The sequence below is a fragment of the Labilibaculum manganireducens genome, assembly GCF_963665805.2.
Classification (GTDB): domain Bacteria; phylum Bacteroidota; class Bacteroidia; order Bacteroidales; family Marinifilaceae; genus Labilibaculum; species Labilibaculum manganireducens.
This window is the reverse complement of record NZ_CAXXEE010000003.1, coordinates 1,431,406-1,449,481: the sequence shown is the minus strand read 5'-3', so window position 1 is coordinate 1,449,481 and position 18,076 is coordinate 1,431,406. Positions and strand designations below refer to the sequence as shown.

Below are 18,076 nucleotides of genomic sequence, written 5' to 3'. Positions count from 1 at the left end.
TATTACTATAATATTGAAACAGTAAATCTCCCACTATATTTGTATTTTTACATGCAAAACTGCAAAGCATTGCATAAGTATTTTTTTTATTTAATAGAATGAGCATTTCATTTATTGAAAGTATTCTTTATATTGCCTTTGACACTTTATTAAAACTTTAAACATGTTTTCAAAACAAGACCAATCTCAATTCAAGGCCAAAGCCATTGATATTAAAACCATTGAAGAACAATTTAATAACTTCAAAACTGGTTTTCCTAAAATGAAATTGAAGAAGCCTGCCACAATTGATGACGGAATAATGCAAATTTGTGATGATGAACAGGATATTTATCAAGAAGTATTTACGGCGCATGCCAAAAGCCTTTCATTGCTAAAATTTGTTCCTGCTTCGGGTGCAGCTACAAGAATGTTTAAATCGCTGTACGATTTTTTGAACACTTATCAGGACACGGAAGACGAATACCTAAAATTCCTTTGTAACAAGGGACCGGAAACCATGTTTAACTTCTTTGACAGAATTGAAGATTTTGCTTTCTATGGAGATCTTCGAAATATTGTTTCGGAAAACAATATGGATTTGGAAAAGATGATTGATAAAAATCAATTCAAACAAATCCTGGCCATGCTCCTAACAAAAAAAGGGCTTAATTATGCCAGTCTTCCTAAGGGACTGCTGAAATTCCACAGGTACAAACATTTTTCCAGAACAGCTTTTGAGGAACATTTGGTTGAGGCGCTAAATTACGCTAAAAACTCCAAAGGAGATGCCCAAATTCATCTTACCGTATCAGAAGATCACAAAGAACTATTTGAAGATCGTTTAGACAAAACCAAGGAAACTTTTGAAGAAAAATATAACGGCAAACTAAATGTTGCTTACTCTGTTCAGAAATCCTCTACCGACACCATTGCTGTTGATACAAACAATGAACCTTTCCGAAACGAAGATGGTACAATACTATTCCGCCCGGGTGGACATGGTGCTTTAATTGAAAATTTAAACGAGCTGAATGCTGATATTGTTTTCATTAAAAACATTGATAATGTTGTTCCTGATCGTTTAAAGGAAATTACTTACAAATTCAAGAAGGTTTTAGCAGGTATTCTATTGGAACGCCAGTCATTTATTTTTGACTATTTAAAAATTTTGGAAGAAGACAAAAATATTTCGCAAAATACTCTTGATGAAATGCTTGCCTTTTTAGAAGATAAACTTTGCACAAAAGCGCCTGCAAGTCTTAAAATTGAAGATCCTGAAAAACTGAAGAAATACCTGTTTTCCAAATTCAACCGTCCTATTCGTGTCTGCGGAATGGTTAAGAACGAAGGTGAACCTGGTGGGGGACCATTTTGGTCAAGAAATTCAGATGGATCTGTATCTCTTCAAATTGTTGAAGGATCGCAAATTGACAAACAAGACGTTCGACAAACAAATATTTTTGAACGTTCTACGCACTTTAATCCGGTAGATTTGATATGCGGTATTAAAGACTATAAAGGAAATAAATTTGATCTTCCTTTGTTTGTTGATAAGCAAACTGGTTTCATCTCTCAAAAATCACACAATGGCAGTGATCTGAAAGCAATGGAATTACCAGGTTTGTGGAATGGTGCCATGTCTGATTGGAATTCTGTATTTGTTGAAGTCCCAATTGCAACTTTTAATCCTGTGAAAACAGTATTTGACTTACTTAGAATTGAACACCGCAATTTATAATTAACAACGGCCTCCTTGCAAGAGGCCGTTTGTTTTGGGCAAAACCCAATAAAAACAGAAATAAGGATTAACTTTTGTTAATATCTTACATCTTGAATATTTTAAAATTAATCCTATTTTTGCAGTGCAATAATCATTTTAATTTGATAGATGATAGAGAATACAGAAAACTATCTTGATGATGATGCGCTTACTTTGGTAGGCCGGTTCGAAGAAATGATTAAAGCTGAGACGCTTTACTACTTCGATGTTCATGAATTTGAAAGCATTATTGATCACTATATTGAGAAGGGCAATCTGTTGGAAGCTGTTAAAGTTTCTAACATTGCTAACAGACAGCACCCCGGTGCTATTTCTCTCCAAATTAAAAAAGCTCAGATTTTAGTTGATCGGGAACAGCATCTCGAAGCACTTTCCATTTTAAAGAATATACAGGGTATTGAATCTTCAAACAAGGAGATTCTTCTACTTAAAGGGAACATATATAACCATATTGGAAAACCTGAGCTTGCAAAAAAACAATTCGATAAAGCGCTGCAGGTCAGTTACGAGAATCGTGAAGATTTACTTTTCAGAATTGCGCTTGCTTTCGAGCAATTGAGTCAATTCGGCCTTGCGATAGAATATTTGGAAGAAGCACTGGAATTAGATGAAGAAGATTCGGAAGTTCTTTTTGAATTGGGTTATTGTTATGAGAAAATTGGCGAGGATGATCAAAGTATCATGGCTTATGAGCAATTTTTAGAGCTAAACCCATTCTCCGACAACGCCTGGTACAATCTGGGAATCATTTTTAACCGCATGGGGAATTTCCCAAAAGCTGTTGAGGCCTACGAATTCACACTGGCAGTAAATGATCAACATAGTAAAGCCTATTTTAACAAAGCCAATGCTCTGGCTAATCAGGGACTTTTCGAAGAAGCAATAAAATGCTACACCGAATATCTTGAGTTTGATGATGATCATGCTTCAACCTATTCCTATATTGGCGAATGTTTTGAGAAAATGGACGAATACGAACAAGCCTTAATCAATTACGAAACAGCCATTAAAACGGATGAGAATTTAGCAGATCCCTGGTTTGGAATGGGATTAATTCTCATGTATCAGGATAAAATTGATGAGTGTTTGGTTTATCTTGAAAAAGCTAAAAATCTGGACGATACAAATTCAGACTATTGGTTTGCCTTGGGATCGGCTTACGCCAGAGCCAATTCGCCTCAAAAAGCAGTTCAGGCATTTAGAGAGGCTATTGATCTGGATCCTTACGATACCACTTATCCAATAACTCTCGCTGAATATTATCATCAAAATGAAAATGAAGAAACCGCTATTGATGTGTTGTTGGAAAGTCTTGCCCAGACCCCAAACTGTCCTCAATTACTAAGTAATTTAGCTGCTTACTATGCAATTACGGGTGACATCAAATCTTCGGAACATTATATCAGACAAGCCATCGATATCGATTCTGAAAACATTAACGACATCTTTATTCAGTTTCCTGAATTGAAGAAAAATAAAATCTTCACCAAACTAATCAAAGCAAATCAATAATTGTATTTGAAACCAGTAAAGTAAGCGCAACAAAATTATACTATGCCCAGAAAAATGAAAGACTACCTTCTTATTGCCTTTAAAGGAATGGGAATGGGAGCAGCAGATGTTGTACCAGGAGTTTCCGGTGGCACAATCGCATTTATTACCGGTATTTACGAGGAATTAATTAACAGCATAAAATCCATTAACGGAAATGCGGTAAAACTTCTCTTTCAATTTAAATTCAAAGAATTCTGGCAGGCAATTAACGGAAACTTTCTATTGGCATTGATCTTCGGAATTTTCCTAAGCTTTTTGTCATTGGCTAAGCTAATTAAGTATTTTCTCGCCGAACAGCCTATTTTAATCTGGTCTTTCTTCTTTGGGTTGATTGTTGCATCTGCAATTGTTATTGCCCGTAAAATAACGGAGTGGAAACTACGCACTATTATAGCAATGCTTATTGGTATCGGAATTGCCTACATGGTAACTGTTGTTACTCCGGCAGAAACACCCACTTCCTACTGGTTTCTTTTTCTTTCGGGAGCATTGGCAATTTGTGCGATGATTTTACCTGGAATATCAGGCGCCTTCATATTGCTTCTTTTGGGAAAATATGAATACATCCTAAATGCCATCAGTTCTTTTAAACTGGATGTTGTTGCAGTGGTTGGTGCGGGAGCTGTGATAGGCCTCTTAAGTTTCTCAAATCTGCTAAGCTGGCTGTTAAAAAAATACCACAATATGACTATCGGTTTGCTTTCCGGATTCATGATCGGATCTTTAAATAAAGTTTGGCCTTGGAAAAACACAATCTCCACCTTTATTGACCGGCACGGAATTGAAAAACCATTGCTGCAGGAAAATATACTGCCAAATACATTCGCAAATATTTCTGAACAAGATTCACAATTGATATTTGCAATTCTTTTGGCCATTGCCGGATTTCTATTAATTTGGATGATGGAAAAATTTTCTCCGGAATCTAAAACAGAATAATATGGATACATTCGGAATTCTTGGTTTCCCTTTGGGACATTCTTTTTCAAAAAAATACTTTACGGATAAATTTACGGAAGAAAACATAGATGCTTCTTTTTTAAATTTCGAACTTTCCAATATTCAAGATTTCCCTGCTATATTGGAGCAACATTCCGACTTAAAAGGATTCTGTGTTACCATTCCTTACAAACAGGATGTAATTCAATTCCTCGATGATATTGATCCTTTGGCAGAAAGAATTGGTGCTGTAAATTCCGTACAAATTATCCGTGAAAATGATCAGTTTAAATTAGTTGGTTACAACACCGACATACACGGATTTACTGAATCGCTGCGTGTTTTTTTGGATGGAGCGAAACCAAAAGCATTAATTTTAGGAACTGGCGGGGTTTCAAAAGCTGCAGCCACAGCATTGGAAGAAATGGATATTGAATACCAATTTGTATCCAGAACTGCTTCTGACAAATGCATAAGCTACGAGATGCTTTCCCCCGAAATCATAAACAATTGTCATTTGATAGTGAATTGTACTCCATTGGGAACTTTCCCAAAAGATGATACCTGTCCTGATATCCCATACGAACACCTTACAAAAGATCATTTTCTGTACGATGTTGTTTACAATCCTGCAGAGACTCTTTTCATGAAAAAAGGAGCAGAAAAAGGAGCTAAAACTCATAATGGTTTAAAAATGCTTCACTTACAAGCCGAAAAAAGCTGGGAAATTTGGAATAGATAACTCAAAAAATATCACATTCCATTCCTTGGCATTGTAAATTCACAAAACAATTCGTCATAATATTATTTGATCAAATATTGGGTTTGTGCGACAGCTGCATTAAAACATACATTTTGTTTATGTAGAATGCTTTTCATAAATTCACGAGCTAAAGTAAACAATTCCTTAATCAGGCAAACTAAAAATTTCCAATTTTGGATATTTACAATTCAACAAGGAATTATATTTGCAATACTTATGTAAGTAGATCATATGTCAGACAATAAAGACAAAATAAATCAGCTTTTCGAGATACAAGAAAAGCTTCATGAAAAACAAGAGGCTCTGTCGAATGAAATTAGTGAATTACGACATGAATTAATTCGATTAAAGAGTGCTGAAGCAAAACCTCTTGCAGATAAAGAAGAGACGCAGATTTTGAATGAAAATCTTCTTGATGATCTGAAAAACATCGCATCTCCAGCAACGCAGGAGAAACCCAAAATTGAGACTGCAAAAACAATTGTCACCCCTCCTGCAACCAATCAACCTCCAAAATCGAAATCCGATCTTGAGAAATTTATTGGTGAAAATCTGATCAATAAAATTGGGATTGCCATTACCATTATCGGTGTAGCGATAGGTGCCAAGTACTCCATCGACAATGATCTTATCAGCCCTTTAACAAGAATAATCCTGGCTTATTTAACGGGAATTGGTCTGTTGGGTTTTGGAATAAAACTAAAAGCGAAATATGAAAATTACAGTGCCGTTCTGGTGAGTGGTGCCATAGCAATTCTATATTTTATTACCTACATGGCCTACAGTCTGTACGATCTGTTTCCGCAGGCATTTGCTTTTATTCTGATGCTGATTTTCACCGTATTCACAGTTGTTGCTGCGATTAATTACAACAAGCAGGTAATTGCTCATATTGGTTTGGTGGGAGCATACGCAGTTCCCTTCCTGCTAAGTGACGGCTCAGGAAAAGTGGCTGTACTTTTTACCTACATGACCATTATTAACATTGGCATTCTTTTCATTGCATTCAGGAAATACTGGAAGGCATTGCATTATTCTTCTTTCGTGCTTACCTGGTTGATTTTCTATTCCTGGTTCCTGGGAAAATACGAAACCAGTGAACACTTTGTACTGGGAAGCAGCTTTCTAACCGTATTTTTCGCGATCTTTTATTTGCTGTTCCTTGCTTACAAATTGGTTCGAAAAGAGAAATTCAACAAAGGCAATTCTCTGCTTCTTGTATCCAACTCCCTTATCTTTTTTGGTCTGGGATATTCTATATTATCGCTTCACGAAACAGGACAACATTTATTAGGATTATTCACTCTTATCAATGCTGTTATTCACAGTATTGTCAGTGTAATTATTTACAAACAAAAGCTTGACGACAAAAATGTTTTCTATTTGATATCAGGTTTAGTTCTCATATTTATCACCATCGCATTTCCTATTCAGCTAGACGGAAATTGGGTAACTTTATTATGGGTCAGTGAAGCCGCTCTGCTCTTTTGGATTGGCCGAACTAAAAAAGTTTCCATTTACGAAGCAATGTCTTACCCTTTAATGGCACTTGCTTTCTGTAGTATTTTGCAGGATTGGACCACCATGTATAACACCTACCTTGTGGATGATCCGGAAACCAAAATCACTCTGTTTCTTAATGTTAATTTTTTGAGTTCATTGCTTTTTATTATTTCATTTGGGCTTATCAACAGATTGAACAGCAATATCAAGTATCCGACTTTATTAGGCTCATGGCTAAAGGTCACCAAACTATTATCCTATGCCATTCCTGTTATTCTCGTATTTACGCTTTACTATTCAATCCGATTGGAAATTGGCAATTACTGGAATCAACTAATTAAGGAATCGGCATTAAGCATTCAGGCAACCGGAGAGGAATATGCCAGCTACTATAACAACTACGATTTAAAAGAATTTAAAACGATCTGGATCATCAATTATTCCTTACTGTTTTTTTCAGTTCTTTCTTTTGTGAATATCAGGAAATTAAAAAACAAAAATTTAGCTTATGCCGGTATTGGATTAACAACGATAACTTTGGTCGTATTTTTAACCCAAGGATTGTACTCCCTAAGTGAATTAAGAGAAAGTTATCTTACTCAAAGTTTATCTGAATATTATCACCGGGGAACATTCAATATCATAATCAGATACATCTCATTAGCCTTTGCTGCAATTGCACTGACAAGTATATTTCTTCATGTAAAGGAAGAATTTAATGCAAAAAGGTACAGAATAGCATTTGAATACCTGCTTAGCACCTCCATTCTATGGATATTTAGCAGCGAGTTGCTTAATTGGATGGACATAAGCGGATCAACTCAATCCTATAAACTTGGCTTAAGCATACTTTGGGGTTCCTATTCATTACTCCTGATTGCCTACGGCATCTGGAAAAACAAGAAACATTTGCGAATTGGCGCTATCGGATTGTTTGCACTTACATTGGTAAAGCTCTTCTTTTACGACATCTCGCAATTGAGTACAATAGCAAAAACCATCGCATTTGTTTTATTGGGAATACTTCTTTTGATTATTTCGTTCCTGTACAACAAATACAAGAGCAATATGACTGAGGAAGAAATCTAAAGCAAAGAACACAATTTATTTCAGCTGGTTTCACTCAGACATACTAATAAACTTACACTCCCATGAAAATTAAGATCTGTTTCCTTCCGTTACTTTTTGCATTCTCCAATTCCTTTGGCCAGCAGAATAATTTCAACTACAAAAGAGAAATTATTGGTACAAACGATCAATGGCACAAACTGGAACTACCGAATGAAATTTTCGGGAAGATTTCCCCAAACCTGAACGATATTAGAATTATTGGCATCTCTGAGCAAAATGACACGCTCGAAGCACCGTACATTATACATTCCACCGAAGATCAAATAAAAAATGTAAATGTTGACTTTAAATTATTGAATCAATCGAGGGATAAAAACGGCTATTACTTCACCTTTAAAGTTCCCACCTCCAATTCAATAAATCAAATTCAGTTAAATTTCGAACAGGAAAATTTCGATTGGAAAACAACTCTTGAAGGAAGTCAGGATCAACAAAATTGGTATACTCTTGTCGAGGATTACAGAATACTATCCATTAACAATGCACACACCAATTATCAGTTTTCGAAACTTAATTTTCCAAATGCCAATTATGCTTTTTACAGAATAGGAATCAAAAGCGGGGAAAAACCTAAGCTGGAAAGTGCGGCATTATTTCTTAAAGAGATTGTAAAAGGAAAATCCCGCAATTACCAAATAAAGAAAATCAACACCATTGAGAATAAAAAGCGCAAACAGACTGAGGTAAACATTGATCTGGAGTTACCCGTTTTGGTAAATAATCTTAAGGTAAATATTCTCGAATCATTTGATTATTACAGACCCGTTCACATTCAGTATGTAACGGATAGTACCAAAACTGAACTTGGATGGAAATACAACTATCAAACCCTTGCTTCGGGCACGCTCAACTCCATTGAAAAAAATGAGTTCAAATTCAGCAATACAGTTGCTCAGCATGTAAAAATCATCATCAAAAATTCAGACAATGAAGCGCTTACCATTAGCAATGTTGAGATAGAAGGCTCTGTTTATGAGTTACTGGTTCGATTTTCGAAACCCGCGAAGTATTTCCTTTATTATGGAAATACCAATGCCCGAAGACCAAATTATGACATTTCCCGATTTTCAGACAACATCCCTAAATCGATAACAACACTTGCCCTTGGTGATGAAAAAATAATTACAAAATCGGAAACACCTAAATCGGAACCACTTTTTGCCGATGAAAAATGGTTGTGGGCGGTTATGGCTCTAATCATACTAATTCTTGGAGGCTTCACTCTAAAAATGATTAAAAAAACGGACGAAAGAGAAGTTTAAATTTCACTTGACAGCTAATAGAAAAAATTACAATTGAACGGAAAGAAAACCACCATACCCGCGAAACGTTTTTAAAACAACAGAATGTCCAAACTTAAAAATATAAGAGAACAGCAAAATCTTACTCAAGAAGAATTATCGAAGAAATCCGGTATTTCTGTAAGGACAATTCAGAGAATTGAAGCAGGAACAGATCCAAAAGGATATACACTTCGAGTTTTGGGAGAAGCATTAGGCGTCCAGGAAAAAGAATTGCGAAGCAAACAACCCGGAATTGAAAACAAAGAAGATAGTAACGAAAAAACAACACCAAAGGAAGAAGACAATTTATTAAATTACTCATCAATAAAGTTAGTCAACCTTTCTTCCTTGCCATTCATAATTCTTCCTCCTTTAAATATTCTTGTTCCGCTTATATTAATGTTTGCAATGAAATTGAAGAACCCCATAACAAAACAAATTATTTCGTTACAAATAATGTGGACAATCATAGCCCCCATTGTGTTTATGTTAGGTATTTTCACAAAGTCCGGACATAACTTTACTTTAATACTTTTGATTCTTTTGATTCTTTCAAATGTTTATTTCGTTCTTAGAAATGCAGTTGAAATAGACAAAAGAAAAAAGCTGTATTACAGCCTGCATTTCAATATGATATAAAATTGTCGGGTTTTTGACAGGTTATTGTCGGGGAGATTTTAATGACAGAATAAATTTGCTTTTGATCTTTGTGATAAAAAACAGACATGGCAAAATATATTTTATTAAGCTTCATTTTTACGATCACTTTCATTGTAAAGCCCCAGGCACAGGTTGCTAAAAATTCAGACCTATACAAAATCATCCTCTCAAAGGACAGTTTGCTTTTTAATGTAGGCTTCAACACTTGCGACATTTCACAGTTTGAAAACCTGCTAAGTGAAAAGTTTGAATTCTTCCACGACAAAGACGGGATTTCCGATAAAAAGAAATTTCTCAATGATTTACAAAATGGATTGTGTGGAAATCCATCCAACTATCAGGCAAGAAGAGAACTCTTGCCCAAAAGCACTGAAATTTATGCTCTTTACAACAAAGGAAATCTTTATGGCGCAATTCAAGAGGGAGTGCATCAGTTCTTTGAAAAACAACTAAATAAACCTGAGCAATTTGGGAGTTCAGCTAAATTTACTCACGTTTGGCTTATAGAAAATGACGAATGGAAACTCACAAAATCGTTGAGTTACGAACATCAGGTAAAACAGCTTTCCTCTTCAAAATCAATTTTTGACAATGACGAAGAAATAGAAAAATGCTTAGCGGAAAACAGAGTTCCTACCCTGGGGATCGGCGTAATTAAAGACGGAAAACTTCAACAGGTAAAAGTGTTTGGAGAACTCAAAAAAGGAACAGCAGCACCATACAATACTATATTTAATGTGGCTTCACTGACCAAACCTATAACTGCAATGGTTACTTTAAAATTAGTGAGTTTAGGCAAGTGGAATTTAGATGAACCGATTCATATATATTGGACAGACCCAGATGTTTCAAAAGACCCAAATAGCAAATTGCTTACTACCAGACATATTTTAAGCCACCAAACAGGTTTTACCAATTGGCGTGGAAATAACAAAGATGGAAAATTACATTTTGAATTTACACCAGGAACGAAATATCAATATTCAGGAGAAGGTTTTGAATATTTGAGAAAAGCGTTGGAAGCAAAATTCCATAAATCACTTAACCAATTAGCAAGCGAATTAATTTTTACTCCTTTGCAAATGACCGACACCAAATATTTTTGGGACAATAAAACAGACAGTTTAAGATTTGCAACAGGTTATAACAATAAAGGAGTTGCTTATGAAACAGAAAAAAATAAAACTGCAAATGGTGCAGACAATTTATTGACAACCATTGAAGATTATGGAAAGTTTTTGACCAGTGTAATGAATGGCGAAGGATTGACCCAAAAAGTTTTTGACGATATGACTACAAATCAAGTCGAAACCAAAAACAGCAAGCATTTTGGCTTGGGTTTTGAAATTTACGATTTAGGAAATGGAGAATATGCTTTGTCTCACGGAGGTGCTGACAAAGGTGTTCAAACTATTGTGTTTATCTTCCCTAAAACAAAACAAGGTCTTTTAATTTTTACGAATGTGGATGATGGCTATAAAATTTATCAAAAACTTTTAACTCACTATTTGGGTGAAAACGGACAAAAAATAATTGATATCGAAACAAAATAAAACTATAACAAACATAAAAAATAATGAAATACTTTAAGACTATAATTATACCGCTGTTAACACTTATCACACTATTGGCAAGTTGTAGTACAACAAAAAAACCAATGTATCGTTTGACAAAAAATTATAAGCCAGACAACCAACAACTATACGACACTATAGTTAAATTAGACAGTATTTTTTTTGAGGCTTATAATACCTGCAATTTGAATCTTGACAAGTATGGTACTTTCTTTTCAGAAAATATTGAATTTTATCATGACCAAGGAGGAGTAATGACATCAAAACAAGACATAATTTCTGCAACCAAAAAAAATATTTGTGGAAAAGTAACAAGAGAACTAGTTAAAGGAAGCATAGAAGTTTATCCTGTTAAAGACTTTGGAGCAATTGAAATAGGTTTGCAAAAATTTCATAATAATCAAGAACCAATTGGGACACCTTCAAAAGTAGGACGTTTTTTAATTGTGTGGGAAAACAAAAATAATGAATGGAAAATAAAGCGGGTTGTAAGCTTGCATTAGGTTTGGAAATGGAGAATATGATTTATCTAACGGAGGTGCTGACAAAGGTTGTCAAACAAAACAGCACAGCACCCCTACATTCAAAAATTTGTTAACTCCCATAAATAAAGAGGACAATAAGGACAAAATTATTAATTCTCCCGCAACGCCACTCTCGAAGCTCTATTCACCAATGTAAACAATTGATCAACCTGATCTTTCTGACCCGAAACTTTGTGTCCTTTCACTCTTACAAATTTGCTGAGCTTGCTGTTACCCCTTCTCTCCTTTTGGGATTTTAACAAAAAAATAAACCCCTTCCTCAGCAGTTCTTACAAAACACAACGGTTTACTCATTTTTTTCTGAGAGCAAACTTTACTGCGGGTATTTTTGTTAATCTGTTTACTTTTCATAACTTCGAAAACGCTTTTGATTTTCCCTTGCGGAGAATCAATATCTCCGCTAAAAAATTACTTTTAACAAAATGAAAGCCTTTCCAAAAGAAAAAATTTTAAAGAACAAAAATCTATTGTTCGCGAAATGGAAAACGAATACGATTTCAACAAAACAATCAATTTTAATGCAGGAAAATGCATTCGTTTTTATTCTGAAAGGCAAAAAGATTATCATCCAAGACAACAATACGATCGAAGTCGATCAGCATCAATTATTGTTATTGAAAAAAGGCATTCATGAAATGACCGAATACATTCCTAAAAACGGAGAATTCGAGGCATTGGTCATTTATTTTAAGAACACTTTTATTAAATATCCCAAGGATATTTCGCTGGGGAAACATCCACAAATGCCCTTTGTGATCCTCAACAGGGATAAAATGATTGATGACTACATATTGCATTATCTTTCTTACATCAATGAAAATGAAAACAACCCTGCTTTAATGGAGCTAAAAATAAACGAATTGGTTATTTTACTTACCGAAAGATCAGTACAGGCAAAAGTTTTTTTCAACTCGCTATCGGACAATTACAATGATCTGAAACTATTGATGGAAAAAACCTTCAAAAAAAAATATACGGTAGAGCAATTAGCAAGATTATCAAATAGGAGTGTTTCCAAATTCAAACGGGATTTTATGCTCTTATTCAAAAACACGCCCGCCAAATGGATACTGCAAAAAAAACTGGATTGTGCCCGATTTCAACTTGTCAATTCAGACAAATACATATCAGATATTGCTTTTAACTGTGGCTTCGAAAGTGTTTCTCACTTCAACAAAGTTTTTAAGAAAAACTTTAACATCACCCCTGCTGCCTTCAGAAAATTCAATATGGACTAAATGGACAATCAATAGAACTTATTGAACAATCTGGCTTTACACCTGAATACTACATTTGTCCTTTTAATTTAAAACGATAAAAGGAGAAATATGAAAAATTACAGTCTAACGAAAGTAAATTATTTAAGTGATGGTTTAAAAATCTGTGCATTACAATACATTCCTCACAAAAACAGCAAATGTCCGGCTATTGTTATGGCGCATGGATTTGGCCTTCCCAAAGAAGCTTATATAAACAAGTTTGCCGAATTATTTGCAGAAAACGGCTTTGCTGTGATTCTGTTCGATTACAGAAATCTTGGCGAAAGCGAAGGAACACCAAGAGGAGAAATCAATCCCTTTATGCAAATAGACGATTACAAAAACAGCATTAGCTATGCTGCTTCATTAGAAAAAGTGGATGCCAATAGAATCGGAATATGGGGAACAAGTTATTCTGGTGGTCATGTTATTGTTACAGCAGCAACCGACAGGAGAGTTAAATGTGTCGTATCTCAGGTTCCTACCATTAGCGGATCTCAAAGCAGCTCGAGAAGAATGCCTGCCCAAAAAGATGACGGGTATTGGAAACTAGTAAGTAAAGACCGAATAAACCGCCTCAAAGGAAAAGAGCCGATGATGAAAAAATTGGTTGGTGAAGCTAATCTTAACCCACTATATCCTATGGAAGAAGCCAGGGAATACTATACAAAAGCACAAGCATTATCAACATCAGCCAGTAATGAGGTTACCTTCCGAAGTACCGAATACGCCAGGATGTATGAACCAGGCATTTATGCAAGTATGGTAAGCCCTACTCCTATTTTATTTGTAGTCGCTTTAAAAGACATTGTTACCCCCACAGACCTTTGCCTAAAAAGCTATCAGGAAAGTCTGCAGCCAAAAGAGCTCATCACCCTACCAGGCGGACATTTCACACCTTATATCGAACAGTTCGATATCGTGGCAAAAGCAGCAATAAATTGGTTTTTGAATCATTTGTATTAAAAACAAAAATGCCAGCAAATTCGAAAGAATAGCTGGCATTTTTTTATGCGAGCTTAATTATTGCTGTCTGTTTCAACGCATCATGAAAAATACAAATGCAGCTGCTATTTTACTATTGATAAACGCAATTTCCGGCTGCCCGCCCAAAAGTTTGAGAATTCGCCCGCCAATAATTACAGTAATCTCATTTTTTTTCTGAAAGCAAACTTTACTGCTGGTATTTTTGTTAATATGTTTACTTTTCATAACTTCGGAAATGCAGTATAAAAAATTCCCCAAAGACTTACGACCATGGCAGATAACAATAAACCACACTTATACTTTCGTAATCCTCAAGAAGGATTAGTTGAATACAAATCTCGAATCGGTGGCGGTAAAGGTAATGACGATGAAGATCAAGAAGAAGAACCGGATTACACCTACATGGCAGAGGTATTTGCAGAAAATAGAAGACAATTCAATATTGATATTGAATTAAGGCACTCAAAAAGGACGATTAAGTTGCCAGTGCATTTTGATCTCATGGAACTGGAATTTTTTGCAGCATTTGACCAGCCTAAATATGAAAACTATTATCTCGAAAGATTTGGACTGGCACTCCTTCATCTGTCAAACTTCAACAAAAATACATTATTTGCAATCGAAAATCAGGAAAGATATAGATTCTTTGACAGCCAAATTCTGGCCTTTATTGATAATAAACTGAAAAATATCAACTCACATTTTGATGGGAAAATATTGTTTATAAAGAGTTTTAGATTGTTCTCATCAAACGACATGCTTAGCACTATAAACAACTATCAAAATATTCACTTTACATTTATGGGAAAAGGATTAATGGAAAGAAAACTCATTGATCCCCAAAAAGTAGCATTCAGGGAATACTTGGAAAGAAACAACTTAAGCCACAAACTAAACGAAGATAATGCCGAGCTCTTTGATACTTCATTTGAAACTGTCATTGAAATAGTGAACAATTTTGATTTTATCTATGCTACATGCTCCGGTTCTGGAGCAGTAATATTACCAAACAGATATAGTTTACCTTCACGAGAGTTTGGTTTTGAAATAATCAATTCAAACGAAGATTTACCCATTATTGGGATTATTGATACCGGTATTTCAGATCAAACTCCGTTAGCAAGTATCTTAATTGGAAGTAATGGAGAATTTGACACAACAGGAACAGGTTCTTTTTTAGATGAAAGCGATCACGGAACAGGAGTCGCTGCATTTGCTGCATTTGGGAATAAACTTATTCCGGATTACAAAGGAGAAGTAAAAGCGGATGCTAAATTACTTTCTATAAAAATACTCAATGGAAAACGAGGTGCAATTTCTCAAAGCGCGACAATAGATTTAATAAGAAAAGCTCATGAAGAATATAATGTTAGAATTTTTACTTTAACCATTGGCTATGCCGATTTCCCATTAAAAGACAATCAGGAATTTTCAACGTATGCAAAACTGTTAGACAAAGTTTCTTCAGAATTAGACATTCTCATTTTTATCTCCACAACAAATCATATATTTCAAATTCAAGGCGTTCGAGATTACCCAGTAAAATTTCAGTCGCAAAATGCAAATATTGCTCCACCAGCTGAAAGCATGAACAACATAACCATTGGAGCAATTGCAGATAATTTCGAAAACAGTGAATTGCAAAACTTTGCGCTTTCAAAAACATTTCCTGCAATCTATTCAAGAAAACTGCATTATAACTTTGATGACCAGGACACATTTAATGCACAAACAGCAAATCATTATTACCGAAAACCCGACATTCTAACTCCTGGGGGTGATTATACTGAAGTTCGAATGTTGGGAGAAATTGATTATGATAATGGAAGTGAAGCAGGATTAGAAATTTTGTCATCTGACTTACATGAAAGAACATATAAACAAATAGGCACGAGTTATGCAACCCCAATAGCTGCAAACATTGCTGCAAAATTGGTTTCAAAATACCCTAATCTCGACATGCAAACAATAAAAGCCATGTTGATAAATGGTTCCAGTGAGATCGAGACAGGTTCTGAATTTCAAGCTTTTTCCAATAATCAAAAGAAACGAATAATGGGATATGGAACCCCTGATATTGATACAATTCTTTTTTCAGATGATAATAAAGCAACGTTAATAATTGAAGATGAAATCTATCCCGGATATATAAAATCTTTTCCAGTATTTCTCCCGGAATATTTAAACATTGCAATAAGGAAAATTGGACTATTAAAAATTACCGCGACACTTTGTTTTAAATTTCCACCAAAGCAAGATAATCAGTTGTTGTATTGTCCTTATCATGTCACTTTCGCCATAGGTAAAAATTTAGAACTAAATGAAAATCACATAGAAACCAAAATTTCTGAAAATGGAAATGAAAGGGAAATTAATGTACCTGATGGGTACAATGGGAATTCGAGCAAGGAAATTAAACTGAATTCATCCTCAAAAGGATGGGTACAGGATTATTATTACAAAAGCAAGTTGGTTAGCAACGTTCAGAAAATTAGCTTCAATGTCAAGAAAGAAAATATAATAAATGAACAGAATTGCTTTAAAATCGCCATTAATTCAGCATTTAACAAGCTACTAACAGAAGCTGAAAAAGAACCATTTCAACAAGCAATCCCTTATAGCTTAGTGATAACAATTGAGCAGGTTCCTGCAAAAAATGAAACTCTTAATTCTCTTTACAATGAGCTACAGTTAATTAATAATCTAGTAGCAATTGCAGAAGCCGACCTTGAAGCAGAAGTTTAGACTTTTTCTTTTAAGATTAACTCTTTTAAAATTGCAGAATCAAGGTATAGATTAGGTTTTTCTAAATCCTTTAAACCAAACAGTGTTCTTTTGATAGCTGTTATGATTGATCTTTGAATCAAATAAAAGGATAATCCTTCTGATAATTTAATAATTTCAGACAGTTCCTTTTTGGTGCGAAATTTAAAGGGTGATTTAGCCAAAGTTTTTTCAATCAGCTCTTGAATTTGAGCATTGGTAGGTAAGCCCAAATTAATTTTCATATCAAACCTGCGCAATAAAGCTTCATCAATCATTTGCATCTGATTGGTCGCAGCAATAACAATACTATTCTGAGGTAAATAATCAAAGAGCTGAAGAATAGTATTAACTACACGTTTCATTTCGCCATGATCCTGACTATAATCCCTTACTTTACCAATAGAATCAAACTCATCGAAGAAAATAATGCAATTTTCACTGGTCGCTTGTCTGAATAATTTCGATAGATTCTTACTGGTTTCACCCAATTTTGAAGAAACAATGGCTCCTAAATTCACCACATACATCATCATATCCAACTCGCCGGCTAGTACGTATGAAGCCAATGTTTTTCCACAACCCGATGGGCCATGAAAAAGAATACGGTTTGAAACAGGTAAATCGAATTTGTTTAGCAATTCAATATCACGATGCTCTTGAACGAAATAAGTTAATTCCTCTTTGATGCCAGCAGAACAAACTAAATTTTCAAAAGAATAATCTGAAGTAAGTTTTTCAATGATCAATTCATTTAATGCACGATCATCTTCTTTTAAATAATATTTTTTGGATCCTACAGTCGCTAAACCCTTAGTTTGTTGTGCGCGTAACCCTTCCTTTAGTATCGATTGTAACTGTAAAGCCAAGTTCACTTTTTTAGTTTGCCGTGAATGCTCTATCAATTTACTCAATACTTCCAAAAGTTGATCTTGATCATTCTCAAGACCAAACCTTGCAATATCCTTTATGTAATCAGCTTGACTCATTTTGTTCTTCTATCAGCAAATTTAGTCAATTATCTTGATTCTGGAAATCCTAATCCAATAAAACTATGATACTATCGTCGGCATGGAAAAATAGTTTAAGTTCGTAAAAAATATGATTAAAATTTACCATAACTAAAAATTAAAAAACACTTTGATGAATAAAGCCTAATCAAGCAAACTCCCACCAGTCACTTCACCTACCGCACATTCTAGTCGGTAAAATTAGAAACATTACTCATTTTTTGGAAGACTAGCCAAGACCAAAGACCACCCCAAGTGGTCTTTTTTTGTCACTTCTTCTCACCTACCCATAAACACCAGTTCGTAACATGATTTAAATCTTTCAACCAGATACTTTTACCAT

General features: G+C 34.8%; 14 protein-coding genes. 12 read left to right on the top strand and 2 right to left on the bottom strand.

Annotated elements, in window-relative coordinates; all coding sequences use genetic code 11:
* Positions 1-163 precede the first annotated feature (163 nt).
* The 11 genes from ACHZAX_RS05485 to ACHZAX_RS05435 all read left to right on the top strand — a co-directional run bounded on the left by ACHZAX_RS05485 (position 164) and on the right by ACHZAX_RS05435 (position 13,939).
* Positions 164-1,720, top strand: coding sequence for a DUF4301 family protein (locus ACHZAX_RS05485; RefSeq protein ID WP_320018327.1), 1,557 nt, complete (start codon positions 164-166; stop codon positions 1,718-1,720).
* A gap of 150 nt (positions 1,721-1,870) precedes the next feature.
* Complete coding sequence (locus ACHZAX_RS05480; protein WP_101308425.1) at positions 1,871-3,274, top strand: tetratricopeptide repeat protein; 1,404 nt, start codon at positions 1,871-1,873, stop codon at positions 3,272-3,274.
* A 42-nt stretch (positions 3,275-3,316) separates the two neighbouring features.
* A complete protein-coding gene (locus ACHZAX_RS05475; protein ID WP_394698218.1) occupies positions 3,317-4,255 on the top strand; it encodes a polyprenyl-phosphate transporter in 939 nt (312 codons plus the stop codon).
* A 1-nt stretch (position 4,256) separates the two neighbouring features.
* Positions 4,257-4,997, top strand: a complete 741-nt coding sequence (locus ACHZAX_RS05470) for a shikimate dehydrogenase family protein (protein ID WP_101308427.1) — start codon at positions 4,257-4,259, stop codon at positions 4,995-4,997.
* 252 nt (positions 4,998-5,249) lie between these two features.
* Positions 5,250-7,610 (top strand): DUF2339 domain-containing protein, encoded by a 2,361-nt coding sequence (locus tag ACHZAX_RS05465; RefSeq protein WP_320018325.1) that lies wholly within the window; start codon positions 5,250-5,252, stop codon positions 7,608-7,610.
* Positions 7,611-7,672: 62 nt separating this feature from the next.
* Positions 7,673-8,914: a DUF3999 family protein gene (locus tag ACHZAX_RS05460; protein WP_320018324.1), complete on the top strand. Its 1,242-nt coding sequence runs from the start codon at positions 7,673-7,675 to the stop codon at positions 8,912-8,914.
* Between the two features lie 84 nt (positions 8,915-8,998).
* A complete protein-coding gene (locus ACHZAX_RS05455; RefSeq protein ID WP_101308430.1) occupies positions 8,999-9,574 on the top strand; it encodes a helix-turn-helix domain-containing protein in 576 nt (191 codons plus the stop codon).
* Between the two features lie 86 nt (positions 9,575-9,660).
* A complete protein-coding gene (locus ACHZAX_RS05450) occupies positions 9,661-11,148 on the top strand; it encodes a serine hydrolase (protein WP_320018323.1) in 1,488 nt (495 codons plus the stop codon).
* A gap of 23 nt (positions 11,149-11,171) precedes the next feature.
* Positions 11,172-11,672: a nuclear transport factor 2 family protein gene (locus tag ACHZAX_RS05445; protein WP_101308432.1), complete on the top strand. Its 501-nt coding sequence runs from the start codon at positions 11,172-11,174 to the stop codon at positions 11,670-11,672.
* A gap of 464 nt (positions 11,673-12,136) precedes the next feature.
* A complete protein-coding gene (locus tag ACHZAX_RS05440; protein WP_101308433.1) occupies positions 12,137-12,952 on the top strand; it encodes a helix-turn-helix transcriptional regulator in 816 nt (271 codons plus the stop codon).
* A gap of 90 nt (positions 12,953-13,042) precedes the next feature.
* Complete coding sequence (locus tag ACHZAX_RS05435) at positions 13,043-13,939, top strand: alpha/beta hydrolase (protein WP_101308434.1); 897 nt, start codon at positions 13,043-13,045, stop codon at positions 13,937-13,939.
* A 72-nt stretch (positions 13,940-14,011) separates the two neighbouring features.
* On the opposite strand, the gene ACHZAX_RS05430 is transcribed toward ACHZAX_RS05435, so the two are convergent.
* Positions 14,012-14,185, bottom strand: coding sequence for a hypothetical protein (locus tag ACHZAX_RS05430; RefSeq protein ID WP_320018322.1), 174 nt, complete (start codon positions 14,183-14,185; stop codon positions 14,012-14,014).
* A gap of 45 nt (positions 14,186-14,230) precedes the next feature.
* On the opposite strand from ACHZAX_RS05430, the gene ACHZAX_RS05425 reads away from it, so the two are divergent.
* Complete coding sequence (locus tag ACHZAX_RS05425) at positions 14,231-16,705, top strand: S8 family peptidase (protein ID WP_320018321.1); 2,475 nt, start codon at positions 14,231-14,233, stop codon at positions 16,703-16,705.
* On the opposite strand, the gene ACHZAX_RS05420 is transcribed toward ACHZAX_RS05425, so the two are convergent.
* Complete coding sequence (locus ACHZAX_RS05420; RefSeq protein ID WP_320018320.1) at positions 16,702-17,712, bottom strand: AAA family ATPase; 1,011 nt, start codon at positions 17,710-17,712, stop codon at positions 16,702-16,704. The two genes, ACHZAX_RS05425 and ACHZAX_RS05420, sit on opposite strands and share 4 nt — an antisense overlap.
* Between the last annotated feature and the right edge of the window lie 364 nt (positions 17,713-18,076).

Coding starts and splice junctions, on each gene's coding strand:
- ACHZAX_RS05485 (WP_320018327.1), top strand. CDS start 164: ATGTTTTCAAAACAAGACCAATCTCAATTCAAGGCCAAAGCCATTGAT.
- ACHZAX_RS05480 (WP_101308425.1), top strand. CDS start 1,871: ATGATAGAGAATACAGAAAACTATCTTGATGATGATGCGCTTACTTTG.
- ACHZAX_RS05475 (WP_394698218.1), top strand. CDS start 3,317: ATGCCCAGAAAAATGAAAGACTACCTTCTTATTGCCTTTAAAGGAATG.
- ACHZAX_RS05470 (WP_101308427.1), top strand. CDS start 4,257: ATGGATACATTCGGAATTCTTGGTTTCCCTTTGGGACATTCTTTTTCA.
- ACHZAX_RS05465 (WP_320018325.1), top strand. CDS start 5,250: ATGTCAGACAATAAAGACAAAATAAATCAGCTTTTCGAGATACAAGAA.
- ACHZAX_RS05460 (WP_320018324.1), top strand. CDS start 7,673: ATGAAAATTAAGATCTGTTTCCTTCCGTTACTTTTTGCATTCTCCAAT.
- ACHZAX_RS05455 (WP_101308430.1), top strand. CDS start 8,999: ATGTCCAAACTTAAAAATATAAGAGAACAGCAAAATCTTACTCAAGAA.
- ACHZAX_RS05450 (WP_320018323.1), top strand. CDS start 9,661: ATGGCAAAATATATTTTATTAAGCTTCATTTTTACGATCACTTTCATT.
- ACHZAX_RS05445 (WP_101308432.1), top strand. CDS start 11,172: ATGAAATACTTTAAGACTATAATTATACCGCTGTTAACACTTATCACA.
- ACHZAX_RS05440 (WP_101308433.1), top strand. CDS start 12,137: ATGAAAGCCTTTCCAAAAGAAAAAATTTTAAAGAACAAAAATCTATTG.
- ACHZAX_RS05435 (WP_101308434.1), top strand. CDS start 13,043: ATGAAAAATTACAGTCTAACGAAAGTAAATTATTTAAGTGATGGTTTA.
- ACHZAX_RS05430 (WP_320018322.1), bottom strand. CDS start 14,185: ATGAAAAGTAAACATATTAACAAAAATACCAGCAGTAAAGTTTGCTTT.
- ACHZAX_RS05425 (WP_320018321.1), top strand. CDS start 14,231: ATGGCAGATAACAATAAACCACACTTATACTTTCGTAATCCTCAAGAA.
- ACHZAX_RS05420 (WP_320018320.1), bottom strand. CDS start 17,712: ATGAGTCAAGCTGATTACATAAAGGATATTGCAAGGTTTGGTCTTGAG.